The 20,855-nt window shown below is 45.4% G+C and carries 16 protein-coding genes and 1 pseudogene; 5 read left to right on the top strand and 12 right to left on the bottom strand.

Annotation, left to right across the window (positions count from 1 at the left end; all coding sequences use genetic code 11):
* Positions 1 to 11: 11 nt before the first annotated feature.
* Together lolB and ACH0AB_RS05405 are read right to left on the bottom strand one after the other, a co-directional pair.
* Positions 12 to 692 carry a lipoprotein insertase outer membrane protein LolB gene (gene lolB / locus ACH0AB_RS05410; RefSeq protein WP_406877470.1) on the bottom strand — a complete coding sequence of 227 codons (681 nt, stop codon included), beginning with the start codon at positions 690 to 692 and terminating at the stop codon, positions 12 to 14.
* 263 nt (positions 693 to 955) lie between these two features.
* Complete coding sequence (locus ACH0AB_RS05405) at positions 956 to 2,827, bottom strand: tetratricopeptide repeat protein (protein WP_406877469.1); 1,872 nt, start codon at positions 2,825 to 2,827, stop codon at positions 956 to 958.
* 547 nt (positions 2,828 to 3,374) lie between these two features.
* Here ACH0AB_RS05405 and hemA point away from each other — a divergent pair.
* Both hemA and glnD read left to right on the top strand, forming a co-directional pair.
* Positions 3,375 to 4,733 (top strand): glutamyl-tRNA reductase, encoded by a 1,359-nt coding sequence (gene hemA, locus ACH0AB_RS05400; RefSeq protein WP_406877468.1) that lies wholly within the window; start codon positions 3,375 to 3,377, stop codon positions 4,731 to 4,733.
* Positions 4,734 to 4,862: 129 nt separating this feature from the next.
* The gene (gene glnD / locus ACH0AB_RS05395) at positions 4,863 to 7,541 is read left to right on the top strand and encodes a [protein-PII] uridylyltransferase (RefSeq protein ID WP_406877467.1); all 2,679 of its coding nucleotides are present in this window, start codon (positions 4,863 to 4,865) and stop codon (positions 7,539 to 7,541) included.
* Between the two features lie 85 nt (positions 7,542 to 7,626).
* On the opposite strand, the gene ACH0AB_RS05390 is transcribed toward glnD, so the two are convergent.
* From ACH0AB_RS05390 to mazG, 10 genes are all read right to left on the bottom strand, one after another.
* Positions 7,627 to 8,859, bottom strand: a complete 1,233-nt coding sequence (locus ACH0AB_RS05390) for a sugar transporter (RefSeq protein WP_406877466.1) — start codon at positions 8,857 to 8,859, stop codon at positions 7,627 to 7,629.
* A gap of 177 nt (positions 8,860 to 9,036) precedes the next feature.
* A complete protein-coding gene (gene yjgA / locus ACH0AB_RS05385; RefSeq protein ID WP_065253902.1) occupies positions 9,037 to 9,546 on the bottom strand; it encodes a ribosome biogenesis factor YjgA in 510 nt (169 codons plus the stop codon).
* 51 nt (positions 9,547 to 9,597) lie between these two features.
* On the bottom strand, positions 9,598 to 10,473 hold the full coding sequence (gene rapZ, locus ACH0AB_RS05380) for an RNase adapter RapZ (RefSeq protein ID WP_406877465.1): 876 nt from the start codon (positions 10,471 to 10,473) through the stop codon (positions 9,598 to 9,600).
* A 2-nt stretch (positions 10,474 to 10,475) separates the two neighbouring features.
* Complete coding sequence (panC, locus tag ACH0AB_RS05375; protein WP_406877464.1) at positions 10,476 to 11,444, bottom strand: pantoate--beta-alanine ligase; 969 nt, start codon at positions 11,442 to 11,444, stop codon at positions 10,476 to 10,478.
* Between the two features lie 19 nt (positions 11,445 to 11,463).
* Positions 11,464 to 12,333: a 3-methyl-2-oxobutanoate hydroxymethyltransferase gene (gene panB, locus ACH0AB_RS05370; protein ID WP_406877463.1), complete on the bottom strand. Its 870-nt coding sequence runs from the start codon at positions 12,331 to 12,333 to the stop codon at positions 11,464 to 11,466.
* A 206-nt stretch (positions 12,334 to 12,539) separates the two neighbouring features.
* Entirely contained in the window at positions 12,540 to 13,034 is a 495-nt protein-coding gene (gene folK, locus ACH0AB_RS05365; RefSeq protein ID WP_406877462.1) for a 2-amino-4-hydroxy-6-hydroxymethyldihydropteridine diphosphokinase, read from the bottom strand.
* Positions 13,031 to 15,283, bottom strand: a complete 2,253-nt coding sequence (gene pcnB, locus ACH0AB_RS05360) for a polynucleotide adenylyltransferase PcnB (protein WP_406877461.1) — start codon at positions 15,281 to 15,283, stop codon at positions 13,031 to 13,033. Before pcnB ends, folK begins: the two co-directional genes overlap by 4 nt.
* Before the next feature lie 238 nt (positions 15,284 to 15,521).
* Positions 15,522 to 15,869, bottom strand: coding sequence for a ComEA family DNA-binding protein (locus ACH0AB_RS05355; RefSeq protein ID WP_406877460.1), 348 nt, complete (start codon positions 15,867 to 15,869; stop codon positions 15,522 to 15,524).
* A 193-nt stretch (positions 15,870 to 16,062) separates the two neighbouring features.
* Complete coding sequence (locus ACH0AB_RS05350) at positions 16,063 to 16,362, bottom strand: hypothetical protein (protein ID WP_406877459.1); 300 nt, start codon at positions 16,360 to 16,362, stop codon at positions 16,063 to 16,065.
* Positions 16,363 to 16,669: 307 nt separating this feature from the next.
* On the bottom strand, positions 16,670 to 17,494 hold the full coding sequence (gene mazG / locus ACH0AB_RS05345; RefSeq protein ID WP_406877458.1) for a nucleoside triphosphate pyrophosphohydrolase: 825 nt from the start codon (positions 17,492 to 17,494) through the stop codon (positions 16,670 to 16,672).
* Positions 17,495 to 17,823: 329 nt separating this feature from the next.
* Here mazG and ACH0AB_RS05340 point away from each other — a divergent pair, with 329 nt between their 5' ends.
* The 3 genes and pseudogenes from ACH0AB_RS05340 to ACH0AB_RS05330 form a co-directional block, all read left to right on the top strand.
* A complete protein-coding gene (locus ACH0AB_RS05340; RefSeq protein WP_406877457.1) occupies positions 17,824 to 19,023 on the top strand; it encodes a nucleotide sugar dehydrogenase in 1,200 nt (399 codons plus the stop codon).
* An 83-nt stretch (positions 19,024 to 19,106) separates the two neighbouring features.
* A complete protein-coding gene (locus ACH0AB_RS05335) occupies positions 19,107 to 20,561 on the top strand; it encodes a phosphohexomutase domain-containing protein (protein WP_406877456.1) in 1,455 nt (484 codons plus the stop codon).
* Positions 20,562 to 20,715: 154 nt separating this feature from the next.
* Positions 20,716 to 20,855: pseudogene (locus ACH0AB_RS05330) on the top strand (IS701 family transposase); the annotation flags it as partial.

The raw sequence follows: 20,855 nt of genomic DNA, 5'->3' as shown, positions 1-20,855 counted from the left end.
CGGTTGCATGACTAGCTTAACCGATTGATGGTCATCACCACTTTATAGCCACCCGGATGACTGGCAGTTAAGCGAGAAGGCAGTTTATCGTTACTGTTGCTATAGCTAAAGGTGGCTGTCCAATCGCCATTTTGGGCACTCACTAGGCGATTAGTGCTGTCTTTTTTACCATTGGCATCACTGGGTGCTGGCTGACCTTGAATCCAGTAAGGCAGCTGTGAGATGGGCGCTTGCCAACCGGTTGCACGTAATAGCAATTCTTCAGGGGTAGCGGCATTAATGGTGCCTTTTTCATTAGTTAACGTCGCAGATTGACCATTGTAGCTGATTTTGGTTTGACCCGCATTCATCGCACCGGCAATCTCAATGGCAAAGTTTTGACCTTGCTGTGTCCAAATATAAAACGCGCTACCTGCCTGCTGTGGCGTGGTCATGCCAATTTTACCATTGATAGTAAATTGCGCGCTTGGTCGCGTACTTGGAGCCCCTTGCTCAGTAGTGGTGGTCGATGGCGCCGTGGCTGTTTGGGTATTGACCACAGGGGTCGTCATCCCTGTGGCGATAGGCTTGGCTGTGATGGGCTTAGTTGTAGCCTGTACTGACTGACAGCCTGTTAGCAGCATACTACTAATGCCCAAACAGGCAATACTTAACCCCGTGATTTTGCTTTTGACCGCTGGTAATAAATGCATAATATCCTCAAATGTTAATCAAATTTGTTAATCAAGTTTTCATCAAGTGTTAACTGGTTTTGCTCAAGAATGATGGTTTAAAAAACTAATGGGTAAACTATAAATAGCCATTGTTAAGCCTGTTTTGCTTAACTGCTCAAATTGGTGAAAAAGCGGTTATTATTTATCTGTTGTTTGTTTATCTGCCATTTACCTGTCATCTATCTGCTTTACAACCTTTATTGCTCGCAAGTCGTCACGCTTAGAGACGATTTTAGGCAGCGCTATTGCAGATTTTTGGGTTGATAACCGAGTTCATGGACCAAGATTTGGTTGATGCGAGCCGCTTCTTTTTGGTTGCCCAAATTTAAGTAGGCTTGTTGCAGCAGCAGGCCGCTAATCACATCGGGTACGATATCAAAATTATCTGATAACAGACTAATGACGGTGGCGTTATTAGCCTGATGCAGCGCTTGTTGCGACAGTATTTGACGCGCCCTTAAACCGACTTCTTTATCATTAATTAATGCCGTCAGTAGGGCGGTCACTTCTTCATTATTTTGTTTTAAATTGACCAAGGTTTGCGCATATTCGAGTTGATAATCCACGTTTGCCGGTGCAAGGCGAATCAACTCTTTTAATAATCGCAGTTTACTGGCGTCATCATCATCGGGCAGTAACAATACCTTGGCAAATAAGATATCGGTATTATTGGGTAAACTGGTTTGTGCGCTATTAAGCAAGGCTAACGCTTGCGCGGTTTGGTTATTTTTTTGCAAAATATTGGCTTGCATGATGTAGCTTTGCGGCGCAAAACTGTCAAATTGCTCCCGTAATTTGATGCTACTGGCAATCGCTTCATCAAAACGACTTTGCGAGATTAACAAATCAATCTGTTGCTGTCTGGCTTTGAGCACCAAGTCAGGTTGCATCACTTTGCCATAGTAGCCAATCGCATCATTGAGTAGGTTCTGGCGTTCGGCGCTGACAGCCAAGTAATAATTGGCTTGGTCCTTAAAGTTGGGGCTGGCAATCAACGCTTTGAGCAAGCGATCTGCTGCGGCGTATTTTTTTAAATCAATACCTACCAAAGCGGCCAGTAGTTTGATTTCTTCATCTGCCAAAAACTGCTGATTAGCACGGGCATTGAGCTGTTGCCATACTTGCGCGCTTTTGCCTTGTTTGAGCATATAGCGAATTTGATAAACAAATAGCGCTTTATTGTCAGGGACGGCTTTACGCGCCTGCGCAATAAACGCAATCACTTGATTACTGGGCGATAAGGCTTGTAGGATATCTGCTTTTAACGTCAAAAAAGCCGGGCTTTTGGGGTTGGTTTTAAGCGCCCGATTAATCGCCACTAACGCGGCTTTGGGCTGTTGAAACTGTAGCAGCAGACCCGCTTTCATGACCAGTAGTGAAGGGTTGTTTTTGATATCTAATCGATTGAGCGTAGCGAGCAGTTCAGCTTGGTCACGGGTTTCCGTGGGATAAATCCCAATCAAAATCTGACTTAAATCAGCGTCAGGATCGTACTGCAAAATTTGATTAAGCTTTTCGCCGGCTAATTCATACTCGTGCGCTTTGAGTGCCAGATGGGTCACATAAAAAATCGCCGGCACATGGTCAGGATTTTGCTGTTGCCACGCATTGGCAAAAGCGAGTGATAATTGTGGGGGTTCATTTTGTAAAGATAAACCCAGTGCGCGTTCAAATACCGGGGCAGCATCCGCCAAAAAAGACTGCTGCTTATAGGTCGCTAATGCCTGATCGATACGACCGCGATCTGCGGCAAACTCTGCCATCAAAATCGCATACAGGCTTGGCTGGCTAAGAGACTGATTCACAGACTGACTAGCGGATGCAAAATTTGCCTCCGCACTAAAAACTGCTGGGCTAAACAATAAACTTGCCAACGTGAGCGTAGTCGCGACGACCTTTTTGCCTAAAGCGATAAAAGGTTTAAATACATCAAGCGGCTTTAGGTTAGGCTTTAGATTGACAAAAAGCTGATGCGGTGTTGATAAATGCATCGGTAAATAAATCGATAAACAATAAGGCTTGACATATTTCGACGCAAAAAAGCGTGGATTGAGGGGACAACCACGCACAGCGCAACAAGCCGATGAAATAACCGCTGGAAACAACTTTCGCATTTAGCTCGCTTGGACAGTAACGTACCTAAAAATTACAGTCAGTATTACAGTCAATGACAAGTAAGATGTAACAAAATGTTCATAAATAAAATTGAATTATAAGGCTGCGACGGATTAAACTATGTAGAATTATGGTTAAATCGTATGGGTAAATAGCAACCAAACGAGCAGATGTGGCAGAGTTAAGTAAAAAAATATGATGATAGCTCGAATGACTGTCCAAAATGCTAGGCATGCTAGATAAGGTAATGCTTTAAATTGTAATGCTTTAAAACGTGGTTAAAGAATTTTCCTGAATCAAAAAAGCCGGATGTTTTTCATTTGTTATTAGCAATGGTATAATAATCCACTTTTCTACTTTACTTTTATTAAGTGTTTATTATTAAGTTGCTTTAGGTTTCTTTATATTGCCACTTTTCCCCCTGTGTTATCAAACATGACAAATGTCGATAGGCTGATATGGGCTGGATGTCGCTTAGCTAGCACCAGTTAGGTTCACAAAAATCGGCTTTGATAAACGCGGTCATTTTTAAGGTCAGTACGTTATATGCAGCTTCTGGTTATTGGGTTAAATCATAAAACAGCGCCAGTTGCCATGCGTGAGCAATTGGCGTTTGCTGCTGAAGATTTGCCGATTGCCCTAGATTCGCTCAAAGCGATCACCCAAGGCGCGGTGATTTTATCGACCTGCAACCGCACTGAAATCTATGCCCTAGCCCCCGAAGGACAGAACCTCACTAGCACGATGTCACAAGTGATTGAATGGCTAGCGGCTTTTAAAAACACGCCCATGCAAAAAATCGCGCCACACCTGTATCAATATCAAAATAACCATGCACTGCTACATTGGGTGCGGGTAGCGTCTGGGCTAGACTCGATGATTTTGGGCGAGCCGCAGATTTTGGGACAAATCAAACAGGCGGTGCGCCAATCCCGTGCCAAAGAAGCTATCTCGAGTAAGCTTAGCTGGGTGATTCAGCAGGTATTTGCCGCCGCCAAACAAGTGCGTAACGAAACGCGGGTAGGCTCACAAGCGGTATCGTTAGGCTTTGCCGCTGCCAAATTGGTTACCCAAATTTTTCAAAAACCTAGCAACAACACTTTGCTTGTTGTCGCGGCAGGTGAGATGAATCGGTTGGTTGCGACCAATATCGCAGGTTTAGGTGTCGGCAAAGTCATCATCTGTAATCGTAGTCCTGAGCGTGCCGCGCTGCTTGCCTCTGAGCTTGAAACGATTGTGCCGCACATTGAGATTACCCCGCTTGATCAATTACCGAGCGTGTTGCCGCAAGCGGATATTGTAACCAGCTGTAGCGGTAGCTTATATACCTTGATTGATAAAACCATGGTAAAACAGGCGTTAAAACAGCGCCGTCATCAGCCCATGTTAATGATTGATTTGGCCGTGCCTCGCGATATTGACCCTATCGTCAGTGAGCTAGATGACGTGTATTTATACTCAATCGATGACTTACAACATGTGATTGCAGGCAACCTTGAACAGCGTCGCCAAGCTGCCGTAGAAGCAGAATTATTGGTGAGCCAAATCGTGGTGGCGATTGAGCGCAAATACTTGGTACGCCAAGTGGGTCAGGATATTCAGCAGTACCGTGAGCAAGCCAAACACCATGCGGATATGATTTTAAGCCAATCCTTACAGCAGCTTGCCGACGGTCATGCAGCCGAAGCCGTGTTAACCGAACTGACCCGTAAACTCACCCAAACGTTAACCCATGCACCGTCCAAACTATTGCGAGAAACGGCTAGCGAACAGCCCGTAGAAACTGTCAATTTTGTGGCACAACATCTGACCCATGCCTTTCGCAAAGACAAATGCCCCTATCTCACCCATAACAACACCCTGCTTGATGATGAGCCAGCGTCACCGTCTTTTGACAATCAATAATTTTCCTATCGCTGAGCTTTTAAGCGCAAGTTTTCGCTACAAGCGGCGGCTAGCTTTTTTGCATCAAATTTGTAATACTTAAAATTGCTCTGCTAACTCTGATAACAATGGCGTCGATTAGGATTTGCTATGTTTACTTGCCCACCGATACTACCGTATTTTACCCCACTGCCTGCGCTTAGCCTGCAAGGCGAAGCCAATCTTGGCATACCCGCTTGGTTAGCCGCAGTGGAAGCGGACTTGGATAAGGCGCTGGCATCTGGCATACCGATTCGCCAAGTCGTCATGGGGCGCTGCTGTGCGATTGATAGCATGATGGAAGCCTTATTTGAGTTGTATGAACTTGATCAAACCGATTTGACGCTGTTTGCCACAGGGGGGTATGGGCGTGGGGAGTTACACCCGTTTTCCGATGTGGATTTATTGCTGTTAAGTCCAAACCCGATTGATGAGGCCTTGAACCAAAAAATTTCCCCGTTCGTCGCTAAGCTCTGGGATATTGGGATTGATCCTGCTTTGGTGGTGCGCTCCGTTGAAGAATGTGATAAGGCTTGTCACGATGATATCACGGTCGCAACAAGTCTGTTAGAAGCACGAATTTTGGCGGGCAACGTTGCCCAAGCTGGGTTGCCGATGCAGCTACTCAATAAAAACTGGTCACAAACCAAGTTTTATGAGGCCAAAATGGCAGAAGCTAAAGAGCGCTATGTTAAACATAATTCGACGGAGTATAACCTAGAGCCTGACCTGAAAAACGCGCCTGGGGGCTTGCGAGATATTCATACTGTCGGCTGGATTAGTAAGCGCTATTTTCGCGTGACAAACTTGTTTGGACTGGTGCAGCAAGAATTTATTACCGAAAAAGAATTTGATGAGCTGCAACAAGCGGAAGATTTTTTGTGGTTGATTCGCCATCATTTGCACAAAATTGCCAAACGCAATGAAAACCGTGTTTTATTCGACTATCAGCGCCTGATTGCTGAGCGTATCGGTTACCGTGACAATTCGCATCCCAATGCCGCAGTCGAGCATTTTATGCGCGATTATTACCGTTATGCCATGTCAAACTCAACATTGTCTGAAATGCTCACCCAGCACTACTATGAAACGTTGATTGAGGCGCGCTTACCCGATGAACAGCGCCCGGTGAGAAAGGTGATTAATGAGCGCTTCAAACTGGTCGGTGATCGCATTGCGGTGACGCATACGCGGGTGTTTGCCCAGCATCCGACCGCGATTTTAGAAATGTTTTTGTTGATGGGTCAGCAAAATATTCGCCATATTCGTACCCGCACGCTACGGATTTTGAAAATCGCTGCGCGCGGCATTGATGAGCATTTTCGCAATGACCCTGCCAACAAAGCCATGTTTATGGACAATCTCAAAGAGCAAAATCTGCTATTTTGGCGACTGCGAGTCATGAAGCGCTATGGCGTGCTAGGTAGCTATTTGCCTGCTTTTGGGCAAATTACTGGGTTGATGCAATATGACTTGTTTCACCGTTATACGGTGGATGCCCATATTTTGATGTTGATACGTATGTTGCACCGCTTTACCGATGACAATTATGTTGATACTTATCCCCTTGTCAGCGGTATCTACCGCCGTATTGACCGTAAAGAGATGCTGGTGTTGGCAGCGATTTTCCATGATATTGCCAAAGGTCGGGGCGGTGACCACAGTGAACTTGGCGAGCAGGATGCCATCAAGTTTTGCTTGTCACATGGGTTGAGCCAAGCCGATGCTGAGCTTGTCGGCTGGTTGGTGTCTCAGCATTTATTAATGTCGATGACCGCGCAGAAAAAAGACATCTCTGACCCCGAAGTTGTCGCAGCATTTGCCGATAAAGTCGGTAATGTGACTTATTTGAATTATTTGTATGTGCTTACCGTTGCCGATATGAATGCCACCAACCCGCAGCTTTGGAACAGTTGGCGCGCAACCTTGATGCGTCAACTATATACCCAAACTCGCCGTATCCTGAGGGCTGATATTGACGCGCCGATGAACCGCCAAGACATGATTGCCAGCAACAAGCAAAGCGCGCGTGATTTGCTAGCAGCTGATAATGGCTTGTCTGACATTGAAAGCCTGTGGGATGGGCTAGGGGAAGAGTATTTTTTGCGTGAAGTCCCAAGCGATATTGTTTGGCATTCTAAAGCCATCATGGCGCATGATGAGGTACAAAAACAACGCACAGAGAGCGAGCAACCTGAGCCGCTGATTATTTTGCGTGAACATCGCGAGTTGGCACTCGATGCCGTGCAAGTATTTATCTACACCCATGACCAATCCAATTTATTTGCGGTGACCATGACCGTGTTTGACCAAATGGATTTGGACGTACTCGATGCGCGCGTTATCACCGCCTCGCGAGATTTTGCCCTAGATTCTTACGTACTGCTTGATAGACATGGCACGCTGCTCACCGATACCGAGCGCCAAACTGAACTCATAGAGCGTTTAAAACAAGCCTTTATGAGTCCAACGTTGCCTGAAGTGGCGCAGCGACGCATGCCCAGACAGCTCAAGCATTTTCATGTGCCCACCAAAGTGTCTTTTAGTTTTAACCCGCAATCCAATCAGCATATGATGATTTTGGAAACCCTTGACCAGCCAGCGTTGCTTGCGCGTGTGGGGCAGGTGTTTTTGGCGCATGATATTGAAGTGCATTTTGCCCGCATTACCACATTGGGTGAGCGCGCCGAAGATATGTTCTTTATCACTGACCATGAAGACAAGCCGCTATCGGATGAGCGACTAGAAAAACTCAAACAGGCATTGGTAGAAACGCTGAATGTCAGTTAACTTGTCAGTGGGAAAAGTCGGCTGCAAGCAAGCCCAATCGTAAGTCTAAGCGCAAGCCCAATTACAAGTAAGCTACGGGGTCTAATTACTTTTGGGTGCGTGCCAAATACATCATTAGACAAACCATGGCAATGAGCGCGATACCTGCCCCCACATAACCCATCATAGCCAGTCCTAGGCTTGCAATCACCAATCCACCGACAAACGCGCCGCCGCCGATACCGATGTTATAAATTCCTGAAAAAATTGACATCGCTACATCAGTGGCATTTGGCGCAAGCTGCAATACGCGTAGCTGCAAAGCAAGGCTAATCGCCGTAATTGCCAAGCCCCATAGCATCGCTAGGGCAAGCCACAAGATTGGAACATGAGGCAGCCAAGCGGATGCCAACAACGAAAACAGCAGCGTTGCCATCGCGCTAATCAAAAACGCCCGTGGGAAACGGTCATAAAAGTGCCCAAATAGCCAGCTCGCTAGCAACCCTGCTACCCCAAAACTCAGCAAAATCACTGTAGCAAATTGTTGACTAAACTGACTAATCGTCAGCATATAAGGCTCAATATAACTGTACGCCGTAAAGTGTGCCGTCACACATAGCACAGTGAGTGTATAGACAGTGAGCAATGGGACGTTATTAAAAATACTGGGTAAACTTGCCGCTGAGCCGACATCTTTGCTCGGCAGTTTTGGCAAAATCCACCACACCATAATCATTGCCAAGAGCGCAGCCGCGCCAATCGTGCCAAACGTCATCCGCCACCCAAGCCACTGCCCAATCATCCGACCCAACGGCAACCCAAGCACCGTCGCCAGCGCGCTACCCATCGACAATAGCCCCAAGGCTTTGGTTTGACGATCTTTGGGCGCCACACGCACCACAAGGCTTGCGGTAATTGACCAAAACACCGCATGCGCTAGCGCAATCAAAGCCCGCCCAATTAACAGCATGGCAAAACTTTGCGCCATCACCGATACCGCATGCCCCCCGATAAAGATAACAAATAACCCTATCAATAGCTTACGCCGTTCGATATGGGCAGTAGCAAGCATGGCAGGGAGCGACAAAATAGCCACAATCCAAGCATAAATGGTGATCATATGCCCCACCGTTTCTACCGGCATGGCAAAGCTATGACCAATGTCGGACAGCAGCGCAATCGGCACAAATTCGGTGGTATTAAAAATAAATGCCGAAATCGCCATGACAATCACGCGCCACTGGCGAATTTGGTTGGGATAGTTGGGATTGGACTGGGTGTGTTGGCGTAACTGGTGAAAATGACTCATTGCGGGTAGGATGGCTAAGGCTGATGGCATACCTTAGCGGCTCACTCTATAAAATAAAAGCAATTTTACATTATTATGATGAAAATAGCTTTGGCAGTAAAAAATCGACTCATAGGATAGCGCGATAACCCCAACTCACCAAAAAAGCAACACCCACTAGCCAAGCAATATAGGGATAAGTGGCTAGAAAACTGGCCATCAGTCCGACTATTTACCTTTGGACAAAATCGCCACTTGGCGAATATAAGTGTGTAAATCAGCCACGCTTTCTTCCATCAATTCATCATCTTGGGTGTATTCAGCATAGGCAATCCAAATCAGCAGCTGCTTGATGGTGTTGAATTCACTGTCAAAAAAAGTTTTGGTAAATTGTTTTAAGGTATTGTCATCTTGCAAATTTAGGCGCGTTTGCCAACTTTCAATTTTGGCTTGTTGCTCAGGACTAAAGGTATGGCGAAATAAAAATTCGACAATCGCATGCGGTTCTTCTTCAGCCAGCAATTTGCCCAAACGCTTGATATGACGTTTACGTGCTTCATGGCTGGTGATATCGGCAAGCTGCAGTAAGTCATCCAAAAAAAACTCACTGGCAGGCAGTGCCTTCATTTGTTTTTTTGACAAATTGGCAAGCGGCTCAGCCAGTCGCTGTAGGCGCTCATGGGCTTTTTTTAGTTCGGTACGGCTAACCGCCATATCCATTTCAGCAAAATTAATCATTTATCAATCTCAAAGTTATCAATCATCAGTACAAAGTTGATTCAGAACGTGCTACCAGCGGTTTTTTTCACGGTGTTTGATACGTACTACCATTTCTTTGGGTAGCGACTGGGCCAGTGACTCGCCCAACTTTTCTGCGATATATACAGAGCGGTGTTTGCCTCCAGTACAGCCGATGGCGATGGTCACGGTATGGCGATTGTTGTGCAAAAAAGGCGGTAACCATTTTTTAAAAAAAGCGATAATATCATTGGTCATGTCATCTACTTCGCTATAGTCATCAAAAAATGCTTTGACATCATCGTCTAACCCTGTCTGGTTGCGCAGTTCAATCTTCCAATGGGGGTTTGGCAGGGTACGCACATCAAAAATAAAATCAGCATCAATCGGTGCCCCATATTTAAACCCAAAGGATAAAATATTGACGGTTACCGCATTATCCACACCCAAATGATCGCGGATGACTTCTTTGAGTTGGTGGATATTAAGAAGGCTTGTGTCAATTTTGATATCAGCGCGGATGGCAATCGGCTCTAAAATATCGATTTCTTTTTTGATGGCATTGGGTAGATTACCCGATACCGCCATTAACGGATGCAGACGGCGCGTGGCGTCAAACCGTGCCACGAGTACGCTTTCTTGGGCAGTCACATACAGTATTTTAATCGCCGGTTTGCTATAAGCTTCTATCAGCTTATGATAGACCTCAGCAAACCGCGATAAGTCCGCTTGTGGCGAGCGTACATCGACACCAATGGCGATTTTATAAATTTGGCTGTCATGTACAAGTTTATCAATGGCACTAGGGACTAGCGAGAGTGGCAAATTATCAATTGGATAATAGCCAAAGTCTTCCATGATATTGAGAACCGATGTCTTACCCGAACCTGAACGTCCTGAAACAATGATAACTTGCAGCTTTGACATAGTTAATCCTTTACAGATGCGGTGGTAGGTTGTTGATTAAAATCGCTAGCCGATTGCTGACCCAATTGCTGATTCAATTCCGGACTAAATTCCTGATTTAACTCCCGACTAAATTCTAGGTTATCTAAAAGCCGTGTTTTCTTGCCCAAAAAAGCGGCGGTCAAAATTACCAAATCTTTATCAGTGGGCTTTGGCGGTTGTAATAAGCGATTTTTAACTTCCAAATAATCCACTTTAAAGCCTAAATCAGCCACCGTCACGCGATTTAACTTATCGATTGCGCCGGCAATAATTTTGTCAAAATCGGCAAAATTGGCAGTTTTTAACTCATTGGCAAGCTGTTGCAAGCTTTTTTGTAAGGTAGGGGCAAGTTGACGTTCTGCTTCGCTTAGGTATTGATTGCGAGACGATAATGCCAACCCGTCATAAGCCCGCACGATATCCACCCCGACAATCTCAATCGGGAAATTTAGCTCAGCGACCAACTGGCGGATAATGGCAAGTTGTTGATAGTCTTTTTTGCCAAAAACAGCGATGTCAGGTTGGACGATATTAAACAGTTTACTCACCACCAAGCCGACACCGTCAAAGTGGGTGGGGCGAGTGTTGGCACACAAGATTTTGCTAATATCGCCTGATAGCACTTGCACGTTGTTAGGGTAGGTCGGGTACATTTCTTCCACGCTTGGGGCAAATACAAAATTTGCCCCCGCATCGGTAAGTTTTGCCACATCAGCCTCTAGCGTGCGTGGGTAGGTATCAAAGTCTTCACCCACACCAAATTGGGTTGGGTTAACAAACACACTGACGACTACGATATCGGCAAGTTCTTTGGCTTTTTTGACAAGGGTCACGTGACCGCTGTGCAAATTGCCCATCGTGGGAACCAGCGCTATCTTTGGCACAGCCGCTTGATGGCGTAAAGGTTTTAAGGTGTCACGTAATGCGCTGATGGTATGAAATACTTGCATTTTTTTGCCTTTATAATTACTAAAAACTATGGGCTGGCGTTGGGAACGTACGGTCTTTGACCGCTTTATGATAGGCTTTAAACGCCCCGGTGATATCTTTGGTTTCGTTATGCTCGTCGGTCAAAAAGTCTTTGACAAACTTGGCAGGTTTACGGGTATATACCCCAAGCATATCGTGCATGACCAGCACTTGACCATCACAATCCACGCCCGCACCGATACCAATCACTGGCACGGGGAAAGTGTCACGCACTTTTTTGGCAAGCTCAGCAGGGACACATTCGAGTAGTAAAATGGCTGCGCCCGCTTCTACCACTGCTTGACAGTCAGCCATGAGTTTTTCCGCTTGGGCATCGGTTTTGCCTTGTACTTTGTAGCCACCAAACACATTCACTGATTGCGGCGTCAAGCCTAGATGCACGCAGGTCGGCACGCCGTTGTTGGCAAGCACTGACACGATTTTGGCAAGCTCGGCACCGCCTTCGATTTTGACCACATGGGCGCCTGCTTGCATCACCGCTTGGCTGGCATCGAGTGCGCGCTCAAGCGTGGCAACGCTCATAAAAGGTAAATCACATAAAATCAGTGCATGACTGTTGGCACGAGCCACGTTTTGGGTATGATATACCATGTCTGCGATTGTCACCGGCAAGGTTGAGGTTTGTCCTTGTACCACCATGCCAAGGCTATCGCCAATCAAAATCGTATCAATCGCTGCAACTTGCATGGCTGCTGCAAAACTGGCGTCATAACATGTCAAGCACGAGAACGTCTCACCATTGGCTTTGAGTTTGTTTAAGGTGGACAAGGTGACAGGTAATTTAGGCTTGGTCGTCGCTGCGGCAGATGTTGACTCAGGGTTAGATTCTAGGTTACTAACGTAGCTCATGCGGTTTCCTTTAAAAAGCAAGGTTAAAAGAATCAAGGGTAAAAGAAGTAAAACTAAAAGAAGCAAGGGCAAAAGAAACAGGCAAAAACAAGAAATAGGGAAAACAAAAAACGTTACTTTATCAATGGTTTAATTTTTTGCGATTTCAAATCCATAGCACCCATAATTTGTTAATTTTTACAAAAATCCATGTTAACTGATATGGGTTAAAGCACGGTTAATTTCTCCAAGCCTTGCCAATCTTGACTGGTCGGCAAATCTGCCAATTTTTGTCCATTTACCATCAGGGTTGGCTCAAGCTCTAGCATCGGAATTAGCACAAAATTACGCGCAAATAAGCCTTCATGTGGCACTGTTAAACGCGCATTGTTGATTGTGTCATCACCATACAACAACACATCGACATCCAAACTACGCTCACCCCAGTGGCGCAAACGCGTGCGCTTGGCAGCGCTCTCCAAACTTTGGCAAAAATCCAACAGGGCTAAGGGTGCCAAATCGGTATCAGCTTTTACGGCCGCATTAAAAAAATCGGGCTGGTCGGTGACCCCAAAGGCTTTGGATTGATACAGTGATGATGCTGTAACATTGGCAAAGTGTGGCGATGCGTAAAACGCCGCAATGGCGTTGGCTATATGCTGCCTTGGCGTACCAAGCGCGTTTGCGATATTGCCACCCAAACCGATATAGCACGTAATCATGGCTGATGACCGTCGATTTTGACCGCGCGTTTGCGGGTGCGTTTTGGCGCTGCCGCTGCCTCGCTATCAGTCACCGCTTCTGCTAAGACTTTGCTATCAGTAACCGCTTTTTTACGCGTCCGTGGCGCTCGCTTTGGCTTTGGCTGTACCACGCCATTGTCAATCATTAATTTATTGGAAGCCGAATGATTGACGGTGTCAGTGTTAGTGCGAATGTCAGTGCCAATATCAGTATCGGTATGAGTCACCGCCTGATTGTCGGTGCTTTGTCTGACGGGTGTTGGGCTGACAGGTTCGCCACGCAAATCACTAGCGGATATTGTGATATCCGCTTGCTGGCGTTGCTCCAAAATCGACCAGTTTGAGCTGGGGGTGCGTCGCGCACGTTTGGCAGGTACACTGGCTACCGATAAATAAGCTTTATCGCGTTTGCGTGAGCGACCTAGGTTCGAATCGTTTGGGTGTGAATTATTTGGGTTCGAATCATTTGAGTGTGAACTATTTGGGCGTGCACTTGTCTCAGTATAAGCTGATACTGAAGCAGAAACTGTCGGCTGATAAGGGTGGTCATCGTTTTTTTGCGCTGTGATTGGCGCTACGATAAGTGATTTAGCCGGTGCTGAGTTGGTGTGACTGGCAAGCGATAACTGCTGCAGTTGGGCTTTTTCAAGTTGCTGCTGCTGCGTTAGTTTGTGTGCTTTGGTAGATAGCGCTGTATCTTGTACCAGTTCATGCTCGATTTGGCTATTTGCTGCAAACGGCAAACGACGTCGTTCGCGGCGGCGCTTTCCATGACTCAAATCGCTACCCCTGCCTGCCTCATTATCATGCACCGCATCGCTAGTTTGGTAAGCAACACTATCATCTTCAAAATTGGTCTGATTGACAATATTGGCAAAGCGCAAACGTACTGATTCAAGGTCAAACTCATCAATCGCTTGTTGCTGCTGTTTAGCACCTAGAGTTTGAAACCACGCCCACCAATGTCCCATGCCGTTGGTGCTTTCATCATCCAACGTAATTGCTGCGCCATGTTGTTTGGCAAGCGCTTGGTTTTTGGCTTCTACCTGCTCACGCATCATCAAAAAGTCATAGGCGGCCCGAAAACGCGGGTTTTCAAACAGCTTTTGCAGATTTTTTTTGCGCGGCTGGGCAAGTCTTGGCTGCATGAGCCAAATATCTTTAATAAACTGCTCGGCAAACTTGGGCATGGCCGTGTGCCGGCGCTGCTTGTCCAAGACTTTATTGGCGGCTTGGTTTTGCGCGTCGCTAAACGGTGTGTTCTTTTTAAACTTATCCAATAAATATAGATAGTTTTCCCACAAAATAGTCGCATAAAAAAACGCAGGGTTAATGCTTTTACCACTACCTATGCGCCTATCAGTATTGATGGTGACTTGATTGAGTAGCGGTGTCACGCTTGTCGGTGGATAAAACAACAACTGGGAAAACGCACCATAATCAAATAGTAGTGGTAACATCGGCACCAAGTAGCCGCCTGTGAACATTTTTTGCGTTTCATCGTACAAGCGGTGAGGGGATACTTGCGCCAATAATGCCCAGTTTTGCGCGTTAAATTGTTGGTTTAAGGCATTGTCAAAATCAAACTGCAATTTTGCTTTAAAACGCAGCGCTCGTAGCAGACGTACAGGGTCTTCTTCCACCCGTTTTTGGGTGTCGCCGAGCAGACGAATGGTGCGGTTTTCAACATCTTTTAGCCCACCACAAAAATCATAAACGATATCGTCAAATGGCTGATAATACAGGGCATTGATACTAAAATCGCGGCGCACCACATCTTGATAGATATCACCCCACACATTGTCACGCATAATCATGCCGTCTTCGGTGAGATGATTGTTATCCTTAGGTGGCGCGCGAAAGGTCGCAACTTCAATCATATCGCGACCAGAATACACATGACACAGCTGAAAACGCCGTCCGATGATGCGGCAGCGTTTGCCAAATACTTCTTTGATTTGGTTGGGGGTGGCGTTGGTCACAGCATCAAAATCTTTGGGCTTTAAGCCTAACAAGGCATCACGCACCCCACCACCGACGATGTAGGCTTCAAAACCCGCCTGCGTCAGTGTGCTAATCACTTCTTTGATAGAGTTGGGTAAATCAGCTTTGTTTAAGCCCAGTTTTTTGGCATCCCGGCGAGCCGACTGTCTATCTAAAACATAATCAGTTTGGGTATTGCCAGCAGCGGTTGCCGTGCTAGGTGATTTGCGAGTTTTTTTTGCCATGTATAGTAACCAAAATCCATGAAAACGGCAGAAATTTATTAGCGGTTAGTGTACCAAATTTCTGCCTAACTAGGGATATTAATTCACGGTTACAAAAAATCCAGTGAGCGAAAAATATTGTCTACTGATTGATTATTTGTAGGACGTTAGCGGTATAGGATGAGACGGTTTGCTTGCTAGTACAGCGTGTATAAAACATGACAATAGGCTTGCGATGATTGCCAATGCTTTGCTATCACTATTGGGTGGTAATGCGGTGGCGATTTTTATCGACAGTTGCTTTACCGATACCTTTGACGTTGGCTAGGTCATCTGCTGTGGCAAACGGTGCCATCATTTGCCGGTATAAAATAATTTGCTGGGCTTTTTTGGCACCGATACCATCAAGCTGTGTAAGCTCGGCTTCACTGGCTGTATTGATATTAATCACTTTGGGTGAATTGGCAAGGAGATTTGCAGAGGGTTTTGTGGTACTACCGTTAGTCCCAGTCAAATTTGTCACTGCCAAAAAAGCCTGCTCGGGCGTCAAGGTTGGGGTACATACTTGCGCCTGTGCGGGCATTGCCCATAGGGCTAAAACTAGCATGGCTAACCCTATACTAGCGAAAACTAAGCCAAATAATAATCGAAAAATCATTGCTTTAACGGTCAAATCCCTGTTGACTCAGTATACCTTGCCAACACCTCTGGAACAATCAATCTTGGGCAATAAAAAAGCCAAAACCCAGTTAGGTTTCGGCTTTTACTATGCACTAAAGGCTTGTGGCGATAACGAGAAATTATCTTGGCTGACCTTTTGCATGCTCTCCTTTTATATGACGGTGACCACGGTTTACTTTGACCTGTTTTTTGACATAATGTTTTTTCACCTGTTTTCTAACAGGTTTTTTGACAATTTTTTTGACAGGTTTATGGCGTAGCTCATTCTTATGCGTCACTTTTTTATGAGTGACGTTTTTATGAGTCACAGTTTTGCTATGTGCTTTATGGGCAGGTACAGCTGGTACAGCCGGTGCTGCAAAAGCGGTTGTTGAAGCAAATACCAAGGCTAGGGCGGATGCAAATAGCGTTTTTTTCATAGTCGTCTCTTAAAATATTATTGTTATACCTATTTATGTAATGGATCAACAAGATTGAATAAATAAGATAGATTCAATGACAAACGAATCAAACCTTGTGTTAAATCAAAGCTATTAAATCAATGTTATTAACCAAATTGGTTTAATACATGGGTTTAATGAGTTGATGTGAGCTATTATGCCACCCCAAACTTAGCACAAACTTAGCTAAAAAACTGTTTTACCAAAAAAATGTACACGGCATGTAAACAGGGTATTAGCTGTCAATAACACTAGACCCTAAAACCTAGCCCGTGCTCAAAAACCCTCATGCAAATTTTTCATGCTGTTTTGCCAAATCCCACAAGTTATCCATTTCCTCTAAGCTCGCAGTTTCAGGGGTTTTACCCATTTTGGCGAGCTCATCTTCAATAAAGCCAAAGCGAGAGCGAAATTTATGTACGGTGGTCAAAGTCGCTTTTTCGCTATCAATGCCCAGTTTGCGGGCAATATTGACTAGGGCAAAAAAACAATCACCCAGTTCTTTTTCTAGCAGCGCTTTTTGCTCAGGCGTCGGTTTTTGACCATCGATTGGTAAGATTTCTTTGAGCTCTGCCACTTCTTCATCCAATTTGTCCACCGCACCCGACACCACATCCCAGTCAAAACCGACTTTATTGGCAGTTTTTTGTAGTTCTTGCGCTTGCATTAACGCTGAGCCTGCCTTGACCGCATCAAGGGTGCGGCGATGGTTTACCAGTTTACCCTGTTTGGCTTTTTCGGCATTTTCCAAGGCTTTGATTTCATCCCAGCGTTTTTTGACATCTTCATCGGTTTTTAGATTTTCTTTGTCAAACACATGCGGGTGACGGCGAATGAGTTTTTGTTGCAAGGTGAAAATCACCTCGCTGATATCAAGTTGCTGCTGTTCTTCATATAGACAAGCGTGAAAAACCACTTGTAACAGCACATCGCCAAGCTCACCCTTGATGTCGTCAATGTCGCCTGATTGTATGGCTTCGATAAGCTCATAGGTTTCTTCTAGGGCGTAAGGAATGAGGCTATCGTTGGTTTGTTTTTTATCCCAAGGGCAGTCTTGGCGCAGTCGTGCCATTAAAGCAATGAGGTCAGCAAAATTGGAAGTCGGTTGCATCGTTATCTCTGAAGGGTGATTGATGGTAAATGATGAAAAATTCACAATATAACATTGACCTAGCTATTTTAGCGCATTTGACGTCGCAATCTAAGTCCATTGGTAAGTATTTGCCTTGACAGTCTAGATGCCTAAAATACAGAGGCTTCAAATACAAATACCTAAAATACAGATGCTGCAAAATAATCGTTGTCATCGCTATGCCATTTTGTCAAACTATAGTGATATTGGCAAAAACTTACTTAATTTATAAATACAAGAAATATCAAGGCTAAAAATACGCGACGGCTTCGCTAATTTTTGCTGCGATTTGTAAGGTTCCATCACCCATGATTACAACCATCTTTGTCATTGGGGCAGGCTATGTCGGTCTGTCCAATGCTGTCTTATTAGCCCAACCTAAACTCGCTAACCAAGTCACCTTGGTCGATATCGACGCCCAAAAGATTGCCCAATTACAACAGCAAGAGTCGCCGATTGACGATGCGTTGATTGCGCAGTTCTTGGCAACCCAGTCACTGAATTTAGCGGCGCAGTTGGTAAGTGAGGCGGATTTTTCAACCGCAGATTTGGTGATTATTGCCACACCGACCAATTACGATGTCGCCACGGGCAAATTCGATACCTCATCGGTGGAAGCCAGTATCCAAACCGTACGCGCTCACAACGCACAAGTACCGATTGTGATCAAATCGACTGTGCCGATTGGATTTACCCGTGACATGCAAACAAAATTTGATACGCGTATCTTATTTATGCCGGAGTTTTTGCGGGAGGGCAAAGCGTTATATGATAACCTGCATCCATCACGTATTATCGTTGGCTGTGATATAAACCATGTGCCAGCGCTGCAAGATGTTTGTCACCAACTAATCGTCCAATACCAAACTGCCAGCGAACAAAACCACACCCCAAGCCAAATCATGCCGCCTACTGAGGCAGAGGCGGTCAAACTATTTGCCAATAGCTACCTTGCCACACGCATTGCATTTTTTAACGAGTTAGATAGCTTTGCCGAAAGCATGGGGCTTGATAGTGAGTCGATTATCACCGGTGTGAGCTTAGACCCGCGGATTGGCATGCATTACAACAACCCATCATTTGGGTATGGTGGCTATTGTCTACCCAAAGATACTCAACAGCTCAAAGCCAATTATGAAGGGATTCCTGCCAATGTGATTCATGCGGTGGTGGATGCCAACAATACCCGCAAACGCTTTGTTGCCCGTCAAATTATCGCCAAGCAGCCTAATACCGTGGGTGTGTACCGCTTGAGCATGAAAAAAGATGCCGATAACTTTAGAGATTCTGCAATTTTGGACATTATTGAACTGCTCAAACAACATGCCATTGATGTAAAAATCTATGAGCCCAGTCTGTCGTCACCGCAGTTTATGGATTGTCCCGTAGTCAATGATTTAGCGAGTTTTTTGGAAACGAGCGATGTGATTGTCGCGAACCGATTACATCCCGAATTAGCGCACGTCAAGACAAAAGTGTATAGCCGCGATGTGTTTGGTGATAGCTGATCATTGCTAGTGAATAACTGATTGTGAATAATTAACAGTTAATTAAATGACATTCTTAATTCTTAATCCAATGAGCCACGTATATGAATGATTTTTCTCCCATCACAATTTCGTCTTTTAAAGCCTATGACATCCGCGGCGAACTCGGTAACAACCTTGACGAGAACATCGCCTACCGTATCGGACGTGCTTTCGCCCAATTTTTAAGTGAACCGCTATCAAATCAGCAAAAATCAGCGATTGTGGTTGGCTGTGACATTCGGCCCAGTAGTGAAGCCCTTAAAAAAGCCACCATTCAAGGTATATTAGATGCAGGCATCGATGTGATTGATTTGGGCATGACAGGCACTGAAGAGGTGTATTTTGCCACCAGCCACTATGGCGCGATTGGTGGTATTGAAGTGACCGCCAGTCACAACCCCATCAATTATAACGGGCTAAAATTGGTGCGTGAACAGTCAAAACCTATTAGCGCGGATACCGGCTTGGCAGACATTCAACAAATCGCAGAAAAAGGCGCGTTCAAAGCGGCAGCCAGTAGAGGCGAGTACCAGTTAAAAGAAGACAAAACCGCCTATATCGACCATCTGATAAGCTATATTGACGTCAACGCGTTACGACCTTTGACAGTGGTCGTCAACTGTGGCAACGGTAGTGCTGCGCCAACGATTGATTTGCTTGAGCAGCGTCTACAAGCTGCCAACGCGCCTATTAAATTTATCAAAATCAATCATGTGCCTGATGGCAGTTTTCCCAATGGTATTCCCAATCCCATGATTATTGCCAACCGTAAAGTGACAGCAGACACGCTGTTGGCAGAGAAAGCAGACTTAGCGATTGCGTTTGATGGCGATTTTGACCGCTGTTTTTTCTTTGATGAAAACGCGCGATTCTTGGAAGGCACTTATGTAGTGGGGGTGCTTGCCAAAGCTTTCTTGGATAAAAATCCTGCCGAGGCGATTGTCTATGACCCGCGCAATATCTTAAATACCGAAAGCGTCATCGCGGCGGCCGGTGGCAAAGCGACCATCAGTAAGTCAGGGCATTCTTTTATCAAACAAGTCATGCGTGAAAACAATGCAGTGTATGGCGGTGAGATGTCTGCGCATCATTATTTTCGCGATTTTAACTACTGTGATAGTGGCATGATTCCTTGGTTATTGGTGATTGAGCTGTTATCAAAATCAGGCAAAACAGAAGCGCCAAAAAAACTGTCGCAACTGGTTGATGAGATGATTGCCGCTTTTCCCATCTCAGGTGAGATTAACTTTAAATTAGACGGTATCACTGCGCCTGCGGTGTTGGCAAAACTTGAAGAAATCTACCCACAATTTGATAGCCAAACGGCGACCCTTGATAAACTCGATGGCTTGTCGGTCAATTTTCCACGCTGGCGCTTTAATGTCCGCGCTTCCAACACTGAGCCACTGATTCGTCTCAATGTCGAAGCAAGCGGTGATAAAATGCTATTGGATGAAAAAACCAAACAGCTAGAAAATTGGATTGTGGCACAAGGCGGCACGCCAGCCGACCACTAGGTTTTATTAACTACCATAAAAAAAGCCGCTCCTATAAAAAAAGCCGCTTCAATGCTAATTCAATGAAACGGCTTTTTTACTATTTAACTGAAGTTACGCAGCCCTTTAAAAAAGCGCTATCATAACAAAAAAAGCAGTCAGAGAGAGTAAACAAATGAACAAAGACATGATAGAACTCTACAGCGACTACCTCATTGCAAGTTTTGGGCAAACCACTGCCACAGGACTTGCCAATCTACTACAAGGGAGCATCTACCATGACAGCATCACCCGCTTTCTAAACAGTGAAACACT

The sequence above is a fragment of the Moraxella sp. 179-F 1C4 NHS genome (assembly GCF_045370505.1).
Lineage (GTDB): Bacteria > Pseudomonadota > Gammaproteobacteria > Pseudomonadales > Moraxellaceae > Faucicola > Faucicola tetraodonis.
Note: the sequence above shows the minus strand (reverse complement) of the source record. Positions and strands in the feature narration are given on the sequence as shown.